General features: G+C 33.0%; 19 protein-coding genes. 4 read left to right on the forward strand and 15 right to left on the reverse strand.

The genetic code is table 11. The features are described from left to right. Positions 1 to 12 precede the first annotated feature (12 nt). Positions 13 to 945 carry a transglutaminase gene (locus FLACHUCJ7_RS20220; RefSeq protein ID WP_180910221.1) on the forward strand — a complete coding sequence of 311 codons (933 nt, stop codon included), beginning with the start codon at positions 13 to 15 and terminating at the stop codon, positions 943 to 945. 77 nt (positions 946 to 1,022) lie between these two features. On the opposite strand, the gene FLACHUCJ7_RS20225 is transcribed toward FLACHUCJ7_RS20220, so the two are convergent. From FLACHUCJ7_RS20225 to FLACHUCJ7_RS20285, 13 genes are all read right to left on the reverse strand, one after another. Then, on the reverse strand, positions 1,023 to 1,613 hold the full coding sequence (locus FLACHUCJ7_RS20225) for a hypothetical protein (RefSeq protein ID WP_180910222.1): 591 nt from the start codon (positions 1,611 to 1,613) through the stop codon (positions 1,023 to 1,025). A gap of 104 nt (positions 1,614 to 1,717) precedes the next feature. Beyond that, positions 1,718 to 2,320: a bifunctional phosphoribosyl-AMP cyclohydrolase/phosphoribosyl-ATP diphosphatase HisIE gene (hisIE, locus tag FLACHUCJ7_RS20230; protein ID WP_317170936.1), complete on the reverse strand. Its 603-nt coding sequence runs from the start codon at positions 2,318 to 2,320 to the stop codon at positions 1,718 to 1,720. 52 nt (positions 2,321 to 2,372) lie between these two features. Continuing rightward, complete coding sequence (locus FLACHUCJ7_RS20235) at positions 2,373 to 2,921, reverse strand: STM3941 family protein (protein ID WP_078229794.1); 549 nt, start codon at positions 2,919 to 2,921, stop codon at positions 2,373 to 2,375. Positions 2,922 to 2,942: 21 nt separating this feature from the next. Next, entirely contained in the window at positions 2,943 to 3,698 is a 756-nt protein-coding gene (gene hisF / locus FLACHUCJ7_RS20240; RefSeq protein ID WP_180910224.1) for an imidazole glycerol phosphate synthase subunit HisF, read from the reverse strand. An 80-nt stretch (positions 3,699 to 3,778) separates the two neighbouring features. Then, positions 3,779 to 4,504: a 1-(5-phosphoribosyl)-5-[(5-phosphoribosylamino)methylideneamino]imidazole-4-carboxamide isomerase gene (hisA, locus tag FLACHUCJ7_RS20245; RefSeq protein WP_180910225.1), complete on the reverse strand. Its 726-nt coding sequence runs from the start codon at positions 4,502 to 4,504 to the stop codon at positions 3,779 to 3,781. Between the two features lie 123 nt (positions 4,505 to 4,627). Continuing rightward, positions 4,628 to 5,209: an imidazole glycerol phosphate synthase subunit HisH gene (hisH, locus tag FLACHUCJ7_RS20250; protein WP_078229791.1), complete on the reverse strand. Its 582-nt coding sequence runs from the start codon at positions 5,207 to 5,209 to the stop codon at positions 4,628 to 4,630. A 78-nt stretch (positions 5,210 to 5,287) separates the two neighbouring features. Beyond that, entirely contained in the window at positions 5,288 to 5,638 is a 351-nt protein-coding gene (locus tag FLACHUCJ7_RS20255) for a nuclear transport factor 2 family protein (RefSeq protein WP_180910226.1), read from the reverse strand. A gap of 76 nt (positions 5,639 to 5,714) precedes the next feature. Continuing rightward, on the reverse strand, positions 5,715 to 6,851 hold the full coding sequence (gene hisB, locus FLACHUCJ7_RS20260) for a bifunctional histidinol-phosphatase/imidazoleglycerol-phosphate dehydratase HisB (protein ID WP_180910227.1): 1,137 nt from the start codon (positions 6,849 to 6,851) through the stop codon (positions 5,715 to 5,717). Between the two features lie 166 nt (positions 6,852 to 7,017). Continuing rightward, the gene (hisC, locus tag FLACHUCJ7_RS20265) at positions 7,018 to 8,064 is read right to left on the reverse strand and encodes a histidinol-phosphate transaminase (protein WP_078229788.1); all 1,047 of its coding nucleotides are present in this window, start codon (positions 8,062 to 8,064) and stop codon (positions 7,018 to 7,020) included. Between the two features lie 83 nt (positions 8,065 to 8,147). Next, the gene (hisD, locus tag FLACHUCJ7_RS20270; RefSeq protein ID WP_078229787.1) at positions 8,148 to 9,434 is read right to left on the reverse strand and encodes a histidinol dehydrogenase; all 1,287 of its coding nucleotides are present in this window, start codon (positions 9,432 to 9,434) and stop codon (positions 8,148 to 8,150) included. Between the two features lie 101 nt (positions 9,435 to 9,535). Continuing rightward, positions 9,536 to 10,393 (reverse strand): ATP phosphoribosyltransferase, encoded by an 858-nt coding sequence (hisG, locus tag FLACHUCJ7_RS20275; RefSeq protein ID WP_180910228.1) that lies wholly within the window; start codon positions 10,391 to 10,393, stop codon positions 9,536 to 9,538. Positions 10,394 to 10,703: 310 nt separating this feature from the next. After that, positions 10,704 to 12,095: a HAMP domain-containing sensor histidine kinase gene (locus FLACHUCJ7_RS20280; RefSeq protein WP_180910229.1), complete on the reverse strand. Its 1,392-nt coding sequence runs from the start codon at positions 12,093 to 12,095 to the stop codon at positions 10,704 to 10,706. A gap of 3 nt (positions 12,096 to 12,098) precedes the next feature. Continuing rightward, complete coding sequence (locus tag FLACHUCJ7_RS20285) at positions 12,099 to 12,761, reverse strand: response regulator transcription factor (RefSeq protein WP_180910230.1); 663 nt, start codon at positions 12,759 to 12,761, stop codon at positions 12,099 to 12,101. A 205-nt stretch (positions 12,762 to 12,966) separates the two neighbouring features. Here FLACHUCJ7_RS20285 and FLACHUCJ7_RS20290 point away from each other — a divergent pair, with 205 nt between their 5' ends. Both FLACHUCJ7_RS20290 and FLACHUCJ7_RS20295 read left to right on the forward strand, forming a co-directional pair. After that, positions 12,967 to 15,057, forward strand: a complete 2,091-nt coding sequence (locus FLACHUCJ7_RS20290; RefSeq protein WP_180910231.1) for an LTA synthase family protein — start codon at positions 12,967 to 12,969, stop codon at positions 15,055 to 15,057. A gap of 71 nt (positions 15,058 to 15,128) precedes the next feature. Next, entirely contained in the window at positions 15,129 to 15,893 is a 765-nt protein-coding gene (locus tag FLACHUCJ7_RS20295) for a phosphatase PAP2 family protein (protein ID WP_180910232.1), read from the forward strand. 261 nt (positions 15,894 to 16,154) lie between these two features. Here the strand turns inward: FLACHUCJ7_RS20295 and FLACHUCJ7_RS20300 are convergent, their stop codons facing one another. After that, on the reverse strand, positions 16,155 to 18,569 hold the full coding sequence (locus FLACHUCJ7_RS20300; protein WP_180910233.1) for a TonB-dependent receptor domain-containing protein: 2,415 nt from the start codon (positions 18,567 to 18,569) through the stop codon (positions 16,155 to 16,157). A 332-nt stretch (positions 18,570 to 18,901) separates the two neighbouring features. Between FLACHUCJ7_RS20300 and FLACHUCJ7_RS20305 the strand changes: the two genes are divergently transcribed. Next, positions 18,902 to 19,534 (forward strand): MCP four helix bundle domain-containing protein, encoded by a 633-nt coding sequence (locus FLACHUCJ7_RS20305; RefSeq protein WP_180910234.1) that lies wholly within the window; start codon positions 18,902 to 18,904, stop codon positions 19,532 to 19,534. 64 nt (positions 19,535 to 19,598) lie between these two features. On the opposite strand, the gene FLACHUCJ7_RS20310 is transcribed toward FLACHUCJ7_RS20305, so the two are convergent. Further along, positions 19,599 to 20,600, reverse strand: coding sequence for a zinc dependent phospholipase C family protein (locus FLACHUCJ7_RS20310; protein WP_180910235.1), 1,002 nt, complete (start codon positions 20,598 to 20,600; stop codon positions 19,599 to 19,601). Positions 20,601 to 20,639: the final 39 nt, after the last annotated feature.

Here is a 20,639-nt window from a genome sequence, read left to right on the forward strand (position 1 = left end):
CTTTTAATTATTATGATAAAAATCCCAAAAATTGACTTTCCGCAATTAAAATCCAAATTACAGGTAAAATCTCCCTGGGATAAGATTATTATTATGGTATTAAGTCTTTTGATTACCATTCCGGTTTTTATCATATTGCACCAAAACCTGATTGATTTAAAATGGCCTTTAAATTTAGACCGGATCTTTATTTTTTTATTTGTTTTTGCTGCAATTTTCTTTCTTTTGATGTTGTTACGTACCATCATTATAATCTGTATTGCTCTATACATATTAGTGTTAGTTTACGGTAGTGTTATTGGAAATTATGGTTTCAACGAAATTTCCGAAGATTATAATTCAATGATTTACACGATGTCTGATAATCCTTTTCCGCAGGATATTATTGTGGCAAAACTATTGCCTTTTCCAAATAAATCAAAAATCATTAATGCCATAGAATATCAGAATCCAAAGGTTCGAAACTTCGCTATTATGGCAACTACAAAGCATTTTAAAGGTATAAAAGGATACTCAGATTACAGAACTGTAATTCAGTGTTTTGCCGTTTTTAAGGAAATCAATGATCGATGGAATTACGTTAACGATCCAAAAGAAGGCGATTACATTGCCACAGCCAGTGAATCATTAGAATATTTTTCCGGAGATTGTGACGATCATTCTATTTTGATGGCTGCTGCGGTTCGTTCCATTGGCGGAACACCACGATTAATTCACACCAAAGGACATATTTATCCCGAAATACTGATAGGGTCTTTAATCGATCTGGAAAAAGTCAATTATTTAATTAAGAATGTCCTTTTTGTGAAAGAAAGTAAAGGAAAAATAATTCATTATCATATCGACGAACGCGGTCAGGTCTGGATGAATCTGGATTACACGGCCAAATATCCGGGAGGACCATTTATGTATGAAGAAATTTTAGGAGCTTTGACTTTAAACTGATTCAGCAAAAAACAAGCTAAAAAAAAGAATCAAACCACTAATAAACAATTATTTATATACTTTAAATTGTAGAATATTTAATTATTAAATTTATTGATTTGATTATATGTAACATTAGAATATGCTAATTCTTTATCAACTAAAAATTTAAAGAACTTATTATCTTCTTTCATCTTACCTATTTCAAATATAGATTTTTGAGAATAAAAAAAACTCCCATTTAAATTCTGTTGATAAGTATATGTTTCAAGATACATTGTAACTCCCTTCTTTAAAACTGTAGGATTAGAGAAATCTTTAGCTATAAATATATTAGTAAATTTATCCTTATCAACATATAATTCTCCAGTACTTTCGTTAATTGGATTAAAATGATCATCAGGTGTTTTTTCTAAAAACAAAATTAATCTCTGTCCCTCTTTTAATTCTGCCATCCTTGGATCACATAACCATTCCTTCCAAATTGTAACATTAATTTTCGAACCTGATCTTCCTTTCACAAATTGAGTTATTGTGAATTCGTAGCTATTTTTAAAAACTTTGGAAACACTCCCGTCAACAATTAAATCCGCTTTTGAAATGACAATACAATATGGTATCGTCATTTTTTTATAGTTCAAATTAAATGTTGGACCTATAAATAACAATAAACAGACTAAAATCTTCATAGGTATCATTTAAACAGTAAAGTATATTTTCAAATATAATACAAAAAATCGCATTATACATGAAAATGTACAATGCGATTTATTTGTAAGCTACTATTAAAAAACTACTTCTGACGTTTCTTCAAAACATCAATTACATCATTTAACTGATATCCTTTTGCTTGTAACAAAATCAGGTAATGAAAAAGCAAATCAGCGCTTTCGCTGAGGAATAAATCATCGTTATCGTCTTTGGCTTCAATAACTACTTCTACTGCTTCTTCTCCTACTTTTTGAGCAATTTTATTGATTCCTTTTTCGAATAGTGAAGCTACATAACTTTTCTCCGAATCAGCATTTTCTCTGCGGGTTTTGATTGTATTTTCTAACTGGGAAATAAAACCATAATTAGCCTCATTTGGTTCCTGCCAGCAAGTATCCGCACCAGTATGGCAAGTTGGTCCAACAGGTTTTGCCTGAATTAAAAGCGTGTCACCATCGCAGTCATTTTTTATACTTACCAGATTCAAAAAATTTCCGCTCTCCTCGCCTTTTGTCCAAAGCCTTTGTTTGGATCGGCTGAAAAAAGTCACTTTTTGGGTTTTGATTGTTTTTTGAATTGATTCTTCATTCATGTAACCCATCATTAGGACATTTTTCGTTTCTGAATCCTGAATAATCGCCGGAATCAATCCGTGGGAGCTTTTTATATCGATGTTCATTTTTATTTTAGATTTTTGAGTTTAGATTTTAGATTCTTGACCCTTATATTAATTTTTTCTAGTTTTTACCTGCTTGAGTTTCTTCAAATTTTTGCATTAATATATCTTTCAAATCATTAAAAGATATTTTGAGTCCATTAACTGAAATACTAGCAGGAGAGCCTGATTGCTTTAAATTCATTTTCATCATATTTCTTTTAATCACATTAGTTTCTTTACTTATATAATCTTCAGGATTTTTAAGATAAATCTTAATGAATTTTTGATTTACAACTGTAATCTCTTTAATTGCATCAATGTCTTCCCATAAAATTCTTCCAAGCGATACTGCTGATGAATTATCTACAATTCCAATAGCATCAATAACAACGACTGGTTTTTTATCAAATAACTTTTTTGTAGTGAAATAGATTCCAAACAATCCCATGAATAGACCTAAAATTGAAGCAACATTTTTTATTATAAAATTATTAACGATTACATTGCGAACAGTAGGTTGATATACTAATATCCAAAGGCTGACAATTAAAAATAAGATAGAAAAAAACAATAGTTTTATTAATTTACCCGTACTTCCAAAAATTTGTATACTTTCTTTATCTTTCATAAACAATTATTATCTGATTATCTAAAGTCTAACTTCAATACCATTATTCCTAAGTTCTTGTTTCAAAGCTTTTATTTCTATCTCCTTAAAGTGAAAAACACTCGCTGCCAAAGCCGCATCTGCTTTTCCTTCTTTAAAGGAATCAACGAAATGCTGAATGTTTCCAGCACCTCCCGAAGCAATAATTGGAATATTGATTAACGTTGATAGTTTTGCCAAAGCCTCGTTTGCAAAACCATTTTTGGTCCCGTCATTATCCATCGAGGTGAATAAAATTTCACCGGCACCACGCTGAGCTACCTCAACAGCCCAGTCAAATAAATTCAATTCTGTTGGTACTTTTCCGCCCACCAAATGTACGATCCATTGTCCGTCTATTTGTTTAGCATCAATTGCTACTACAATGCACTGACTTCCAAATTTCTGTGCCAGATCATTAATCAATTGTGGATTTTTTACTGCCGATGAATTAATCGAAACTTTATCAGCTCCGTTATTCAAAAGGATTTCAACATCTTCAACAGATGAAATTCCCCCGCCAACTGTAAACGGGATGTTGATTTTCTCCGCAACACTTCGCACCATGTTTACCAACGTTTTACGTCTTTCTTCTGTAGCCGAAATATCCAGAAAAACCAATTCATCCGCACCTTCATCTGAGTATATTTCAGCGAGCTCGACAGGATCACCCGCATCACGCAAGTCAACAAAGTTAACCCCTTTTACAGTTCTTCCGTTTTTTATATCTAAGCAGGGTATAATTCTTTTTGCTAACATTTATCTAATGTGTTAATTAGATAATTAGTTAATTAGATAATTTTTACATTGTATTTAAATTATCTAATTATCTAATTATCTCATTTTCTAATTATAAAATCTTCGAGTTGCTTTAATGTAATTCTTCCCTCGTAAATTGCTTTCCCGATTATCGTTCCTTCGCAGCCTAATTCAGCCAATTTTGGTAACTCGTCGAAAGTTGAAATACCTCCCGAAGCGATAAGTTTTACAACTTTGGCTTCTGCTAAAATTTTGCCATACAAGTCAAAACTTGGTCCTTCCAGCATCCCGTCTTTTGCAATATCAGTGCAAATAACGTACTGGATTCCTTTGGTTTGATAATCCTGAATAAACGGAATCAAATCTTCATCAGAATCTTCCAACCAGCCTGAAACAGCGATTTTTTCATCTTTTGCATCAGCCCCTAAAATAATTTTATCTGAACCATATTCAGAAATCCATTTTTCGAAAATGCTTCTGTTTTTTACGGCAATACTTCCGCCTGTAATTTGGTTTGCACCGCTTTCAAAAGCAATTCTCAAATCATCATCCGATTTTAAACCGCCGCCAAAATCAATTTTCAAACCGGTTTGCGTTGCAATTTGTTCTAAAATTTTATAATTGACAATTTTACTCGATTTAGCACCATCAAGATCTACTAAATGCAGGTATTCAATTCCGTGAGCTTCGAATGATTTCGCTACTTCAAGCGGATTTTCATTATAAATTATTTTGGTATCATAATCCCCTTTGGACAAACGAACGCATTTTCCGTCAATGATATCTATGGCTGGTATTATTCTCATTTATTTTTAAGTCTTAAAGTTTGAAAGTGTTGATTTTTGATTGTCGATTAACGATTTTTGATTTCAGATTTTCTAAATTGATATTGTAATTGATTTTTGAAATTGCTATTGAAATTTAAACCTTTACATTTTCAGGAAGTTTCCCAAAATTTTCTCCCCAACATCACCGCTTTTTTCAGGGTGAAATTGTGTTCCGTAAAAATTATTTTTTTGCAATGCCGATGCATATTCTACATCATAATTTGTTGTAGCGATGGCTTCAGCGCAATTTGGAGCGTAAAAACTATGAACCAGATACATAAATTCATTCTCTGAAATTCCATTGAACAAATCCGATTTTAAATCATAAATCTGGTTCCAGCCCATTTGGGGTACTTTTACTTTGTTTGAAAATTTGATTACATCGACATCGAAAATCCCTAAACCTTCAGTATTTCCTTCTTCTGTTGAATTACACATCAACTGCATTCCTAGACAAATTCCGAAAACAGGCTGTTTCAAGTTCGGAATTAAGGTATCTAAACCGCTTTCTTTCAGTTTTTTCATGGCGTAGCTTGCTTCTCCCACACCCGGAAAAATCACTTTATCTGCCGTCTGAATTTCTTCCGGATTATTGCTCAGAACGGCTTTAAAACCCAGTCTTTCAATAGCAAACATAATGCTCTGAATATTTCCTGCTCCGTAATTTATAATTACTATTTTCATTCTCTTTTGTTTCAGGTTTCAGGTTTCAAGTTTCAAGTTTCTCAGCAGCACTTAAAATCTGAAACAATTTTTATTTTTTTACAAATCAGTATAATGAGCGATCATTTTATTTACCAATCCGTTTTCATCAAAAAACATAACTTCGATTGCCATTTTATTCATAACCGACTTATAGTAAAGTGCCACAGAATCAATCCCTGATGTAACTTCTATCAGTTCAAAATGCAAATCCGGAATTTTAGTCAAAGCTTTCTGCCAATATGCCCTTACCTGCTCTTTTCCCTGCAGCGAACCGCTCTCAATTCCGGCAGCCAATTTTAACATTGGTGTTGTAATTTCAATTTCTTCTGAATAATGCTTCATGATATCATCTAAATCATGAGAATTCCAGGAATCAATCCATTCTTTGGCAAACTTTTTCGCTTCCATTTCATTTTTTGTTTCAGGTTTAAAATTACACGTTACTCAACAGAACTTGAAACTTTAAACCTGAAACAACCTCTTTTTACAAAATTCCCTTTGTACTTGGCAGAATCATTTTTTCGGTATCTCTTTTAACGGCCACTTTTATGGCTTTAGCGAAAGCTTTAAAAATTGCTTCAATCTTGTGGTGCTCGTTATCACCTTCAGCTTTGATGTTGATATTTGCTTTTGCACCGTCAGAGAATGATTTAAAAAAGTGAAAGAACATTTCTGTTGGCATTTTGCCTACCATTTCGCGTTTAAATTCGGTTTCCCAAATCAGCCAGTTTCTTCCACCAAAGTCAATGGCAACCTGAGCTAAACAATCGTCCATTGGCAAACAGAAACCGTAACGCTCTATACCTAATTTATTTCCTAATGCTTTTGCAAAAACTTCTCCAAGCGCAATAGCGGTATCTTCAATCGTATGATGTTCATCAACTTCTAAATCGCCTTTTACCAAAATTTCTAAGTCCATTTGACCGTGACGTGAAATTTGATCCAGCATATGGTCGAAAAAAGCAATTCCGGTATCTATTTTACTTTTTCCGGTTCCGTCCAGATTCAAATCTATAAAAATGTCAGTTTCATGTGTTTTACGTGTAATCGAAGCAGAACGTGCCTCTAATTTCAAAAACTCATAAATTGTTTTCCAGTCCGTTGTCTGCAGAATAATCGTTTCATCTAATTCTTCACGTTTTGATGAAATTTCGGCACTTCCAGCTCCGTCAGTCAAATTCATAAAAATAGCTTTTGCACCCAGGTTTTTAGCCAGCTCAACATCAGTCAGACGATCTCCCAGTACAAAAGAGTTTGCTAAATCGTAATTCGGATTGTCAATGTATTTTGTCAGCATTCCTGTTCTTGGCTTGCGTGTTGGCGCATTATCTTCCGGAAACGATCTGTCTACAAAAATATCATCAAACAAAACGCCTTCGTTTTCAAAAGCTCTCAGAATAAAATTCTGTGTTGGCCAAAATGTATCTTCCGGAAAACTATCCGTTCCTAATCCGTCCTGATTGGTTACCATTGCCAGTTCGTAATCCAGTTCATTGGCAATTTTAGCAAGATACTGAAACGCTTTCGGATAAAACTCCAGTTTATCTAAACTGTCTAATTGATATCCTTCCGGTTCTAAAACAATCGTTCCGTCACGATCGATAAAAAGTACTTTTTTCATATTTTAATTCTATTTTGGGCGTGTCCCTCCGGGTCGGGCTTTCGGCTATATCTTTTGTTTCGTTTCTCTTCACAAAAGGATACCGCCTATATCCCTCACGCAAAACGGTTTTCGAGATATTTATAATTTCTAATTTCATCACTAATGAATTTGTGACAAAACTTTTTTACAGTGCCTTCAATTCCCTAATCAAAACAGCATTTTCTTCAGGAATACCAATCGTAAAACGAAGGCAGTTTTCGCATAAAGGCTGCGTTGTTCTGTTTCTGATAACAATTCCCTTTTCAATCAACTGATTGTATCTTTTATTGGCATCGTCAACTTTTACCAACACAAAATTAGCTTCTGTTGGATATACTTTTTCAACAAAAGCAACCTCTGCCAAAACTTTAAGCAATACTGACCTTTGTTCGATGATAGCAGCAATTTCCTGCTTTATTTTTTCACCATCCTTCAAACGCTCAATAGCTCTTTGCTGCGTTAGTTCATTTACATTATAAGGAGGTTTAATTTTATTTAAAACTGAAATTACAGCTTCGGAGGCATAACAAATTCCTAAACGAATTCCGGCTAAGCCATAGGCTTTTGAAAGTGTCTGTGTGATGACCAAATTTGGGTATTCCTCAATTTCAATCAGCCAGCTTTCTTTATCCGAAAAATCAATGTAAGCCTCATCAATTACCACCAAGCCCTTAAAGTTTTGAAGCAGTTTCACCACACTTTCATCCGAAAATGAATTTCCGGTTGGATTGTTTGGCGAGCATAAGAAGATAATTTTAGTATTATCGTCAACCGCTTCTAAAATTTTCTCAACCTGTGGCTGAAAATCTGTCGAAAGCAAAACTTCTCTGTTTTCTACGGCATTAATATTCGCCAGAACGCTGTACATTCCGTATGTTGGCGGCAATGAAATAATATTGTCTGTTTTTGGTTCGCAAAAAGCCCTGAAAAGCAAGTCCAAAACCTCATCGCTTCCGTTTCCTAATAAAATCTGACTTTGTTTTACCTTATTATTTTTAGCTAAAATTGCCTTAACCGAATTCTGCTGTGGATCCGGATAGCGGTTCACACCATTTTGAAACGGGTTTTCATTCGCATCCAGAAAAATCATTTCGGCTGTATCAAAATCTTCAAATTCATCACGTGCGGACGAATACGGTTTCAAAGATTTTACGTTTTCACGTGTTATTGTATTTATATCGAAGGTACTCATTGGTTTATTTTTTTAATTAGAAGAAAGAATCAAGAGGAAAGACTTTTGCCTAAAATATTCTGCTATTTACTATTCTTGCTTCTTTACTTATCTAGTTCATTCAATCGAAGTGTCACTGCATTTTTATGCGCCTGTAATCCTTCTGCTTCAGCCATAAGTTCAATTGCTGGCCCAATATTCTGAATTCCTTTTTCTGAAATTTTCTGAAAAGTCATGGATTTCATAAAACTATCCAGATTTACTCCGCTGTAATTTTTCGCATAACCATTTGTCGGCAAAGTGTGATTTGTTCCCGAAGCGTAATCTCCGGCACTTTCGGGAGTATAATTCCCTATAAAAACAGAACCTGCATTTACTATTCCGTTGCAATAGAAATCATCATATTCTGAGCAGATGATAAAGTGTTCCGGACCGTATTCATTGATTAAGTCTAAAGCAATTTTATCATTTTCAACAAAAATTAATTTAGAATTGGCAATGGCTTTTTGGGCAATCTCTTTTCTTGGAAGTGCTTCAAGTTGAATTTCTATTTCTTTTTCAACAGCATCAATCAGTTTTTTCGAAGTCGAAACCAAAATTACCTGACTGTCAGCTCCATGTTCTGCCTGTGACAGTAAATCTGACGCGACAAAAGCAGGAACGGCTGTATCATCAGCTACCACCAATAACTCTGATGGCCCTGCAGGCATGTCAATCGCCACACCAAATTGTGTTGCCAATTGTTTAGCCACCGTTACAAACTGATTTCCGGGACCGAAAATTTTATACACTTTAGGGATTGACTGTGTTCCAAACGTCATTCCTGCAATGGCCTGGATTCCGCCTACTTTTAATATTTTGGTTACCCCGCATAAATTGGCGGCATATAAAATTGCAGGATTTATTTTTCCATTTTTATCCGGAGGCGAGCATAAAACAATTTCTTTACTTCCGGCAATTTCAGCAGGAACAGCCAGCATTAAAACCGTTGAAAACAAAGGAGCTGTTCCGCCTGGGATATACAAACCAATTTTTTGGATTGGCCTTTTTTCCTGCCAGCAGTTAACACCTTCAATCGTTTCAATTGAGATTCTTTCTGTTTTTTGTGCTGAGTGGAATTTATAAATATTGTTTTTAGCCAGCTGAATCGCTTCTTTCAATTCGGATGAAACTAAATTAATTGCTTCCTGAATTTCTTCTGAAGTAACTTCATAACTGTCTAAAGCAATTCCGTCGAAAATAGAAGTATATTTTGCAACAGCTTCATCTCCTTTTTTCTGTACTTCCTTAAATATTTCTTTAACCGTAACTTCGATATCATCGATGGTTTTCGTAGGTCTTTTTAATATCTCTGACCAGGTATCCGGTTTTGGGCTATTTATTTTATTCATTTTTTTATGCTTTAAGCTTTAAGCTATACGCAATAAGCTTTATTAACTTTATGTTTTTTTGGCTTAAAGCATATTGCCTAAAGCCTAAAGCGGACGAAGTCCTAAAGAACCATTTTCTCAATTGGGCAAACCAAAATTCCTTCGGCTCCGGCTTCTTTCAACTGATCGATTACGTCCCAAAAAGTATCTTTATCAATTACCGAGTGTACGCTGCTCCATCCTTCCTGAGCCAATGGTAAAACGGTAAGACTTCTTAAAACCGGTAAAATTCTGCCAATTTCATCAATCTTGTCGTTTGGTACGTTCATCAAAATGTATTTTGAATTTCGGGCTCTCAAAACTGACTGAATTCTGAATTTTAAAGTATCAATGTGCTTTTGAATTTCAGGAGAAACTTTTGGTGAAACCGCTAAAACTGCTTCACTTTTCAAAATTACCTCAACTTCTTTCAAATTATTTTTAAACAAAGTACTTCCGCTGGAGACAATATCAACAATGGCATCAGCAAGACCAATATTAGGCGCAATTTCTACAGATCCTGAAATCTGGTGAATATCAACTGTTAATCCGAATGAACCAAAATATTCGTTAACTGTATTTGGATATGAAGTCGCAACTCTCAAACCTGCCAGATCCTGAACCGAATTATATTCAAAAGTTTTAGGAACTGCTACAGAAACTTTGCATTTTGAGAATCCTAATTTCTGAACTACTTCAATACCTTTTCCTTTTTCTACCAAAAGATTGTCACCAACAATTGCCAAATCTACCACTCCATCAATTAAATATTGAGGAATATCAGAATTTCTTAAATATAAAACTTCAAGAGGAAAGTTGGAAGCTTCGGCTTTTAACTGGTCGATTCCGTTGTTGATTGAAATACCACAGTCTTTTAAGATCTGAATGCTGTCTTCGTTTAAACGACCTGATTTTTGAATTGCAATTTTTAAAGTACTCATTTTTCTTTTTTTGTTTAATTAATAGTTTGAGTACAAAGAATAGGTAATAAAAAACCCGTTTGATGTACTCAAACGGGTTTTAAAATATGATGATTTACATCCATACATTAACACATCGCCTGAGAGCAATTATGAAAATGATGATGATGTAATTTATTTATAAACATTGTTGGTTGTTTTTATTCTTTGATTCGGTTGCAAATATACAGGTTAATTTCATAAAAAAGCAATTTTTATTTTAACTTAACTGTAGTTTATTGTTAAAAAAAAGCTTTAGTCCTTATTTTTAATAGATTTTATAAGTACAATACTATTTCATTTCTTCGTTAAATTCTAAAACCACTACAGTTCCGGTATTAATTTTACTTTCCATTTGAAATGTAATATGGAGCAATTCCGTAAAGCGTTTCACAATAGACAATCCTAATCCCATTCCTTTAATTTCAGGGTGTAGCGATGAATTTGATCTAAAAAAAGGATTAAAAACGGTCTCTAAATCTTCCTTGGCGATTCCTATTCCGTTATCTGAAATTTTACAAATTATTTTCCCGGTACGTTTAGAAAGAGAAACAGATACCTCACCGCCCTCGTTTGTATATTTGACAGCATTCGAAATAATATTTCTAAGAATGGTTACTACCAGATAATTGTCTGAATTGATATAAAAATCTTCTTCAGCATTAAATTTCATATTGATTTTCTTGTTGTTTATTTTCTCTGAATTTAAGGTTATAACATCCAAAATCAGTGCATTCAAATAAACAGACTCCCGTAAAATATTTTGTTTTTGATTCTCGAAACGGGCCAGCATGAGAAGCTGATCAACTAATCTATTTAAATGATCTACTTCATTAATACAGTAATTTATTTTTTCTTCATACTCCTTATGGTCCCGTGGTTTTCTAATTAGTACTTCGAGAGTTCCTTTTATGACTGTTAACGGTGTTCTTAGTTCATGAGAGGCATCCGAAGTAAACTGTTTTTCACGTTCAATCGCATCTTCAATTCGATTTAATAAGCTGTTTATGGTTTCTGAAAGTGTGTACAATTCGTCATGTTTTTTAGGCAACGGAATCCTTGATTTTAAATTATCTTTTGTAATCATTCCTGATATACTGGTAATTGCATTTATAGGTTTTATGCTTCTGCCTGCAAAAAAACGTGCAATAAAAAACAGTACTAATAAAATTATAGGAAAAGCTATTATCATAATATCGAATAATCTATCCAAGACTAATATTGAATCATTTAACGACATTGCTATTATTAAATACCCTATTTTCTTAGATCGAACAATCAGGGGTGCCTGAACCTGGCGAATTGTATTGGCTCCAATTTTTGTATCAAATATTTTAAAATTTTCGATATTTTCATGAAATACAAGTCTTTTATTCTTAAGATTTGGAGATTTTTCAGAGATTTTTTTGTCTAAGTCTAAAAATTGAACAAAAACCGGATTAATATCTACCGTATTATGTTCACGTTCCTCCCATTCTTCTTCATCAACCAGGATTACAGCATTATTTACAACTTTGATTTCGTTAAAATGATTCTGAAGCTCAACCTTAATACCAGTATCAATATGACTGTAAACAGCATGTTTCACTATATAATATAACGTAAAAAAAACAACCAGAATCAACAAACCGGTTGTAATAATGTAATTTAAGGCAATTCTATTTTTAAAAGAAAGCTGTGTCATTCTTTAATCATTTGCTATATATCCAACACCGCGGATTGTTTTGATGTAATCTTCCTCAATTTTTAATTTCAGTTTTTTTCGGATGGCGTTCATAAAAACATCAATAACACCGGTATCATATTCAAAATTTATATCCCAGACATCTTTTAAAATCTGGTTTCGGGTACATACTTTTCCTTTATTTTTAATCAAATAAACCAACAATTCAAATTCTCTTTGTGTAAGTGAAATTTCATCATCGTTTTTTAAAACCGTATACTTCGATAAATCAATTTTAATAGTTCCTAAAGTCAATATTTCTGAATCTTTTTGAACTCTGAAATGAACTTTTATACGTTCTACTAATTCTTCAAAACTAAACGGTTTTTTGATATAATCATTAGCTCCTGCTTTTAGACCTTCTATAGTTTCCTGAACTGTATCTTTTGCTGTCAAAAAAATAATTGGGGTATTACGATTTTTAATTCTGATGGATTTACATAAATCTAAACCACTAATTTTAGGCAGCATCCAGTCTAACAAAATCAAATCAAACTGCTGGTTTTGAATCAATTCAAAACCTATTAAACCATCACTGGCGGTAGTTATCTCATATCCTTCTTCCTCCAGACCCTGTTTCAAAAACTGAACAATACCCAGCTCATCTTCAACTATTAAAATATGCATTTCATTTTTTTTATTAAGATTTTATTTATATATTTATAATTGATTTTTATCAAAGATAAAAAAAATTATATGGTATAAATGTTCAAAAACATCACAATAAAAAAATGCAGTCATCTTAAGTAAACTTTAAGACTGCACTAAGGAAGGAAATAGTTTTTCTTAATCTGGAATTAATCAATCGAAATTAATTTTACAAAAAAAATACATGATATTTTACAAGAAACTTTCCCCATTTTACAATCTTGCTTTATTCTATTTTATTGTCAGTTTCATACTGCGGATTGTTTTGCTTTTACATCCCATAACACAGAGCTCATTCAGTTTTACTGAAAGCCTTAAAATCTTTGGTTTAGGATTATTATCTGATTTTTTTGTCTTTGTAATTGCCAGTGTTTTTTTATGGCTTTATTTAATATTTATCTCAAATTCCAAATATAATAAACCGTCCGGATATATTATTCTGGGTGCTTTTATCATTTTATTTTTATATGTTGCTTCAGGTAAAAGTATTTTAGACGAGTACGGAGGTGGATTACCCAGGATTGCACTTATTTTCATCGGAATCAAAACTGCTTTATTTGTCGTACTATTATTTGTTCCAAAATTGAGAAACAAAATCAGGTTTTGGCTGTTTGCCTTTGTTATCTTCCTTTATGTTTTATTGATTCTCCAAAACGGAATAAGTGAATATTTCTTCTGGAATGAATTTGGTGTAAAATACAACTTCATCGCTGTAAATTATCTGATTTACACCAATGAAGTTATCGGAAACATTATGCAGTCTTATCCTGTTGTTCCAATATTTTCGGGGGTGTTTTTGATAACCGGTATTGTTACTTATTTTATTCTGAAAAAGTCAAGAATTTATATTGATGAGATTCCGTCCTTCAGCCAGAAAATAAAAATTTCGGTACTTTATATCGTTTTGTTCTTAGTTTCCTTATTTGTAATTCCAACTCTGGCTAAAACAGAAAATTCCAGAAATATTTTCGTTAATGAATTACAGTCTAACGGGTTATACAAATTTTACTTAGCATTTAAAAACAGTGATCTGGATTATTTCAAGTTTTACAAAACGATGCCAAATACAAAAGCTTTTGCAATTTTAAAACAGCAGTTTCCAGCTATTTCAGGAGAAACTACTATCCGAAAAATAGAAAGTGATTCTGCAGAAAATCATAAAAATGTAGTTCTCATTACTATTGAAAGTTACAGCGCCGAATTCATGAAAATGTATGGCAACGAAAAGAACATAACTCCCTTTTTGGATAGTTTAGCACAAAAAAGCCTGCAGTTTACCAATTTATATGCTGCAGGAAACCGAACTGTACGCGGACTTGAGGCCGTAACTTTATGCCTTCCTCCAACTGCTGGTGAGAGCGTGGTAAAAAGAGAAGACAATAAGAATAAATTCTCAACCGGTGCTATTTTTAAACAAAAAGGATATAATGTAAAATTCATGTATGGCGGCGATGCTTTTTTTGATAATATGCAGGATTTTTATTCAGGAAATGGATATGAAATTGTTGACAAATCAAGCTTTACATCCGGGGAAATCACATTTTCTAATGTTTGGGGTGTATGTGATGAAGATATGTACAATAAAGCTATAAAGGTTATGAGTGCTGAAGCTAAAGAAAATAAACCTTTTTTTAACCATATCATGACAGTGAGCAATCACAGGCCTTTTACTTATCCTAATAATAAGATTGATATTCCCGGCGATATAAAATCACGTGACGGAGGGGTAAAATATACTGATTATTCGCTAAGAAAATTCTTTGAAATGGCCAGCAAACAATCCTGGTTTACCAATACTGTTTTTGTAATTGTTGCAGATCATTGTGCATCAAGCGCAGGGAAAACGGAATTACCAATGGATAAATACAGAATTCCGGCTTTTATTTACACTCCGGGAATCAAACCTGAAAAATGTACAAAGCTAATGTCGCAAATTGATCTTATGCCAACGCTTTTCGGATTATTGCATTTCGATTATCAAAGCAAGTTTTTTGGTCAGGATGTTTTAAAATCAGATTATAAACCAAGGGCATTTATTGCTACCTATCAGGATTTAGGATTCATAAAAGACAATGTTTTAACTATTTTATCGCCTAAACAACGAGTAAGACAATTTGAATTGCATTTGAATCAGAAAAAAGGTATTGCTCCGGAATATCAAATTTATTATGATGAAAAGCCATTAAAAACAGAAAGAACTGATTTGGTAAATGAAACAATTTCATTTTATCAAACAGCTTCCGATATGCTGAAACAAAAAAAATATCAGAAATAAAACTTCTATTTAATGAATTATAATCCGTAAAAATAATAATCGCTTTTATTTTTTCATAACTAATAAAAAAGATGTTTTATAAAACTATTTTCCTTGTATTTTTATTGAGTGTTCCAGATGCAAATGCACAGCAAACAGACAGCATTGCAAAAATTGACACTACCGCTAACCATCATTTAAAATTCAATTATAAACAATTAATCATTCCGGGTGCGTTAATTGGTTATGGTGTAATTGGTCTTGAAAGCGACCAATTGCTGAGTTTCAATTCGCAAATTAAAAAAGAGGTGACCGAAGATATTGATCAAAAAGTCACCATTGATGACTTCTCTCGATATACTCCTGCAGCTTCTGTTTATGCGCTAAATGCTTTTGGTGTAAAAGGTAAAAATAATTTCAGAGATCGCTCAGTTATATTTGTTACATCATATGTGATAATGGCGACAACGGTCTTGAGTTTAAAATCAATTGTAAAAGAAGAGCGCCCCGACGGAAGTTCTAATAACTCTTTCCCATCAGGGCATACCGCAACCGCTTTTGCCGGGGCCGAATTTTTATGGCAGGAATACAAAGATAAATCGATTTGGTATGGAATTGTAGGTTATGCAGTAGCAACAGGAACAGGCCTTTTCAGGATTTATAACAATCGCCACTGGTTAACCGATGTAGCTGCCGGAGCCGGAATTGGTATTTTGAGTACCAAACTGGCTTATTGGATGAATCCATATATAACAAAAAAGATATTTAAATCTTCTTCTGAAACTAACTCAACATCTATGATTATGCCTTTCTATAACGGTCATCAATATGGGTTGTCTTTTGTAAAGGTATTTTAGGTTTAAACTGAAACAATTCATATTTATAAGATATCAGCTGAGTCCATTCAGGCTTCACTCAGAATAAACTTAGTCTAAACCTGTTCCAATTGACAAACCTTCGACTCCGTTCAGGATGACACTTGATTTAAAGAGATATTTAGTAATGACATTTGTCAGGCTGAACGGAGTCGAAGCCCTTTCAAAGTAAAAAACCTTCAACTAAATCCTAAGCGAAGCCAAATGACTCGCCTAACACCTATGTTGAATTATACCCGTAAATCAATACTCAGGGGTAAACTGATTTTCTAATAATTTTTCCCTGAATGCCGATTTAAAAGTATAAGCAAACGTAAGCATCAAAGCACGCGTATCTGATTTTGAAGTTCTGCTATTTGTAAAATTGTAAGTATTATTTATATAACCGCTTTTTAACGTATTAAAAATATCAGTGACAACTAAGCCTAAACGTGCATTTCCGGAACCCAGTTTTTGCTGAAAACCCATATCAACATTATAAAGAGCAATTCTTTCTCCTTGTGGAGTTGCCAGTGCTGAATTATAATTTCCAATTATTTGAATTTTCCCTCCTGACCACGGTACAAAATTATTTATGATTTTTCCATACCAGTTAAAGGCCTTGCTTGCCAGATCCTCTGCTACATTTGATCCGTCAATATTTTGTTGAAAAGCTGTTAAACTAATATTTGCATCATAAAAGCCATCTGTCTTAAGACTAAAAATAGATTCTAATCCATAAGTAATTGTTTTTCCAAAATTCTTTGGCGATAATAATACAGAACCATCATCCTGAAGTTCTGAATACTGCTTGATTGTATTTGTTGCATTTCTATAAAAAGCATTCATAGAAAAAGAATATTTAGACCATTCTTTATCATAATTTGCCTCTGCGATATTGATTATTTCAGGTTTAAGAAAGGGATTTCCAGTATGAGGATTCAACGCATCAGTAATATCTACGAATGGATTAAGCTGACCTAATTGAGGGCGATTAATACGCTTGCTATAGGCGAATTTAATAAATTCATCCGTTTTCAAATTATACTGTAAGGATGCTGATGGAAACAATTTTAGATAATTATTTGAAAAACTATTACTATTCTTTTGTATTTTTCCATCATTTGAAGCCTGTTCTGCGCGAATGCCTAAGTTATATTTCCATTGTGAAACTTCAGCATTGCCAATAACAGAATTAAACATTCCATAAACAGCATTTATTTGTTCATGAAATTTAAAAATATTGCTCGATGCCGGATTAACAATATATTCGCCATTGCTATTATCTGCACTTTCAAAATCAGAATTAAAAAACCGGAAAGTTCCTTTGTATCCCGTTTCAATAATTGATTTTTCAAAAACCGGGAAAGAATAATCGAAAATAACATTTGACACATTTCCGTTTTCATAATTGTGTGTTCTTTGTAAAAAAACATCACCTGTCTGATCCTTACTTTCATTATAATTATAAGTATCAATAGCTGTATTTTCGTGATCTCTGTTAAGGGATGAAGTGATACTGGCAGTAAGACTTTTTCTTTCATCTGAAAATTTTCGATCATAATTAAGTGCAAATTCTGCCACTTTTGATCGTTCGAGTTCCAGAGAATGTCTGGTATTATTTGAAAAAAAGTTGTTATTTTCTCTTTTCATCAAAGTCTTTAACGTCTCATCATTATTCTGACCTTCCATATTCCCTATAGCCTCAAAAGAAAAATTATTTTTTTCGTTGGGTGAGAAATCAATATTGAATTTTAGGTTCTGTAACTGTTCCGTTCGCTTATCATTCCTGTTTTGTTCAATATTATGTTCATCTTCAATAAAATAATTGGTCCTGCTTCCTTTTATTTCTTTAGTTCTACCTGCAAAACGATTATCATAGCTCAAACCAAAATTCCATTTATCAGTTTTATGATTCAAAATTGCCGAACTATTAAATCTGCCTTTAGCTCCAAAACCACCCCCCAGAGCTACAGCACCGTTAATACCGCTTTGATTGTTTTTTTTAAGCTTAATATTAATGACACCGCTTTCAGCATTGGCATCATATTTTGCAGTAGGGTTATTAATTACTTCAATGCTTTCAATACTTGTTGCCGCAATTTGATCCATATTTGTAATAGTCGAATTTTTCCCATTAATCAGGATCAGAGGCATTTTTCCTCTCATAGAAATTGCTCCATCTGCATCTACAACTATAGTTGGAATGCTTTTCAGCATATCAATTGCTGTTCCGCCAGTTTGAGAAATATTAGAGGCTGCGTTAAAAACAAACCCCACGGCTGTTTTTTGAATAAGTTTTTTTTGAGATGTAACCACAACACTATTCAATAAATTTGTGTCACTATGTAAAACAATAGTACCTAATGATACAAAATTATTGGATTCAGAAATCATTACTTTTTGACAAACTGTTTTATAACCAATTAAGTTAAACTGCAATCCATAATTCCCGGCAACAATTGATTCCATCATAAAATTTCCTAAGCTATCAGTTACTTTATGATTTACCACTTGTGTTGAATCATTTAAATTTTTCAAAATGACATCAACATAACCTAAGGGTATTTTTTCATCTGAAATTGTTCCTTTTATCATTCCGGTTTTTTGGCAAAAAGATATTTGGCTAATAGTTAATAATAGAAAGGCTAAAGCTGTTTTCTGTATAGTAATTTTCATGACACAAATATATTTATATCAATAAATAGGCTTATGGAAGCTCCCTTAAGATATTATTAAATTATTCTTAGAAGTTGTTAAGCTAATTTTTTAATCAATCAAGATTCCCACTGTATTACTTTTATTTGTCTAATAAATCATTTAGCTCTTATGAAAGTGACATCCTTTTTTTGTACTGGTTTTTGAGACGAGTGTGCAAAAAATACAACGAACAGCAGGAACATCTGCTTAAAAAAAATGTCTTATATATTCTAAATTACTGTATTCTAAAACCTTATCTTTATGTATCTTTTTAGATAACAGCTACACATTAATCATTATCATTATTTATAATGAAGAACGTTTTAAAGAAATACAGCAACAAGGCAAAAGCCGCTTTTATTTTACTGATTGTAATGCTGATTATTGTATTAAGTAACTTTAATACACTGCGAAATTCTAAAAATATCAACGAAAATATCAACACTATTTATAATGACAGACTCGTTGTGGCTTATTATATCTTTCAATATGCAAATGAGCTCCACTATATAAAAGCGGAAGCACAGAAAGAGAATTTAAATGATATAACGAAAAATGACGAAATAAAAAATGCCTTGAAAATAATACGTACAATTGATGATTTGTACTTTAAAACGGTTCTTACCCCGAAGGAAAAAATTCATTTTGATAATTTTCTGGCTTCCTGTTCCGCAATTAATAAAGATGTGCAAAATAAAAACTGGAATCATATTGTGCCTCTATGCGACAAGGCTTTAAACACGCTGAATCAGCTTTCTGAAATTCAGGTAAAAGAAGGTAAAGCGAAACTGGCGAGTGCCAATGCAATACATAGTGGAAATAACACCCTTGGACAGCTGGAAATTGCTTTGTTGATTGTTTTGGGTGGAATTACTTTTTACTTATTGATTATAAAAAAGCATAAAAGAAATATTAAAATTCCGGGATCACCGAGTCTTAATTAAAAACAGAAAGCCTGTGAAATAGAACTTCACAGGCTTTCTGTTTTATTGAATTATGATAAAATTCTTAATCATTTTGATTCTGCATTCCGAAAAGATTTCCTTTCTGAAATAACTTCAAATCCTGCTTTAAAGCTTTGCTGTTACGTTTTGTAAGTTCCTTTGAATCTAAGTCGTTTAAATCCGGTTTTCCTGCATTTACCCACGCTGTGTACCAAAAACTGGCTGTTGCTGTGATGGCCTTTTTCATCTGGCTTTCCACCATTCCGTTTAATTCCGTGTGCAATTTGGCAGCATATTCGTCTGAGAATTTAGCCGAATTGTATTTGCTCTTTACAATTTTGCCTTCAGCATCTACAACAAAAATCTGGTTTTCTGGAGTTGAAGTTCTTAACTTTTTGTCAACTGCCAATAGTGGCTCAACCAAGTTGTGTGTATCTCTGATCATGTCCCAGGTTGCTTTGTGAACATCATCATAATACTGCGCTTCAGGAACATTTAATTTATAATTTTTAACGAACAGCTCAGGCAGCCTGCTTTCCCAAAGTGAATGGATTCCTTTTTGATCCGTTAACTGACCATCATGATTGGCAGAAGTATGTAATGGCATGTGCGCATCTCCGATGTAATGACCTAAATCTGCAGCAAGAAATAAGATTTCGGCTCTGTTTTTTTCTTTGAAAGCTTTGGTTAATTTGGTCATCATGTCTTCAATGTACCAAGGTAAAATTCCGTTGTCGTTCAGGAATTTTGTATCGTACTTTTTAGTTGCTTCGTCCAGTGTTTTAGGTAAACTGTCAATTGGCACTTTAAAGTTCTCAAGATCAACATAATGTCTTGGGTTTTCATCTTTATACTTTAAGGCATATTTACGAATATCCGGAACAGAAGCTTCCTGTGTAATAAAATCAATATGATTATAAAAAAAGACTTGTAATTGTTGAGGCAGTGCCATTACAGCAGCTTTATTGATGCGTTCATGTCCCACAATTCCCCAGGATAAGGTCAAAAATCCAATTCCAATGGCAAAAAAAGCAATTAGTTTTGGTTTCATTTTAAAATTTTTCATTTGAAGTTTTATTTGAACTGCAAATTTATTTCTTTTAAA

It is taken from the genome of Flavobacterium salmonis (assembly GCF_903819435.1).
Taxonomy (GTDB): domain Bacteria; phylum Bacteroidota; class Bacteroidia; order Flavobacteriales; family Flavobacteriaceae; genus Flavobacterium; species Flavobacterium chungangense.

What these genes read in the sequence shown, in the direction of transcription:
- FLACHUCJ7_RS20220 (WP_180910221.1), top strand. Translation starts at nt 13, where the DNA reads ATGATAAAAATCCCAAAAATTGACTTTCCGCAATTAAAATCCAAATTA.
- FLACHUCJ7_RS20225 (WP_180910222.1), bottom strand. Translation starts at nt 1,613, where the DNA reads ATGAAGATTTTAGTCTGTTTATTGTTATTTATAGGTCCAACATTTAAT.
- FLACHUCJ7_RS20235 (WP_078229794.1), bottom strand. Translation starts at nt 2,921, where the DNA reads ATGAAAGATAAAGAAAGTATACAAATTTTTGGAAGTACGGGTAAATTA.
- hisF (WP_180910224.1), bottom strand. Translation starts at nt 3,698, where the DNA reads ATGTTAGCAAAAAGAATTATACCCTGCTTAGATATAAAAAACGGAAGA.
- hisA (WP_180910225.1), bottom strand. Translation starts at nt 4,504, where the DNA reads ATGAGAATAATACCAGCCATAGATATCATTGACGGAAAATGCGTTCGT.
- hisH (WP_078229791.1), bottom strand. Translation starts at nt 5,209, where the DNA reads ATGAAAATAGTAATTATAAATTACGGAGCAGGAAATATTCAGAGCATT.
- FLACHUCJ7_RS20255 (WP_180910226.1), bottom strand. Translation starts at nt 5,638, where the DNA reads ATGGAAGCGAAAAAGTTTGCCAAAGAATGGATTGATTCCTGGAATTCT.
- hisB (WP_180910227.1), bottom strand. Translation starts at nt 6,851, where the DNA reads ATGAAAAAAGTACTTTTTATCGATCGTGACGGAACGATTGTTTTAGAA.
- hisC (WP_078229788.1), bottom strand. Translation starts at nt 8,064, where the DNA reads ATGAGTACCTTCGATATAAATACAATAACACGTGAAAACGTAAAATCT.
- hisD (WP_078229787.1), bottom strand. Translation starts at nt 9,434, where the DNA reads ATGAATAAAATAAATAGCCCAAAACCGGATACCTGGTCAGAGATATTA.
- hisG (WP_180910228.1), bottom strand. Translation starts at nt 10,393, where the DNA reads ATGAGTACTTTAAAAATTGCAATTCAAAAATCAGGTCGTTTAAACGAA.
- FLACHUCJ7_RS20280 (WP_180910229.1), bottom strand. Translation starts at nt 12,095, where the DNA reads ATGACACAGCTTTCTTTTAAAAATAGAATTGCCTTAAATTACATTATT.
- FLACHUCJ7_RS20285 (WP_180910230.1), bottom strand. Translation starts at nt 12,761, where the DNA reads ATGCATATTTTAATAGTTGAAGATGAGCTGGGTATTGTTCAGTTTTTG.
- FLACHUCJ7_RS20290 (WP_180910231.1), top strand. Translation starts at nt 12,967, where the DNA reads ATGATATTTTACAAGAAACTTTCCCCATTTTACAATCTTGCTTTATTC.
- FLACHUCJ7_RS20295 (WP_180910232.1), top strand. Translation starts at nt 15,129, where the DNA reads ATGTTTTATAAAACTATTTTCCTTGTATTTTTATTGAGTGTTCCAGAT.
- FLACHUCJ7_RS20300 (WP_180910233.1), bottom strand. Translation starts at nt 18,569, where the DNA reads ATGAAAATTACTATACAGAAAACAGCTTTAGCCTTTCTATTATTAACT.
- FLACHUCJ7_RS20305 (WP_180910234.1), top strand. Translation starts at nt 18,902, where the DNA reads ATGAAGAACGTTTTAAAGAAATACAGCAACAAGGCAAAAGCCGCTTTT.
- FLACHUCJ7_RS20310 (WP_180910235.1), bottom strand. Translation starts at nt 20,600, where the DNA reads ATGAAAAATTTTAAAATGAAACCAAAACTAATTGCTTTTTTTGCCATT.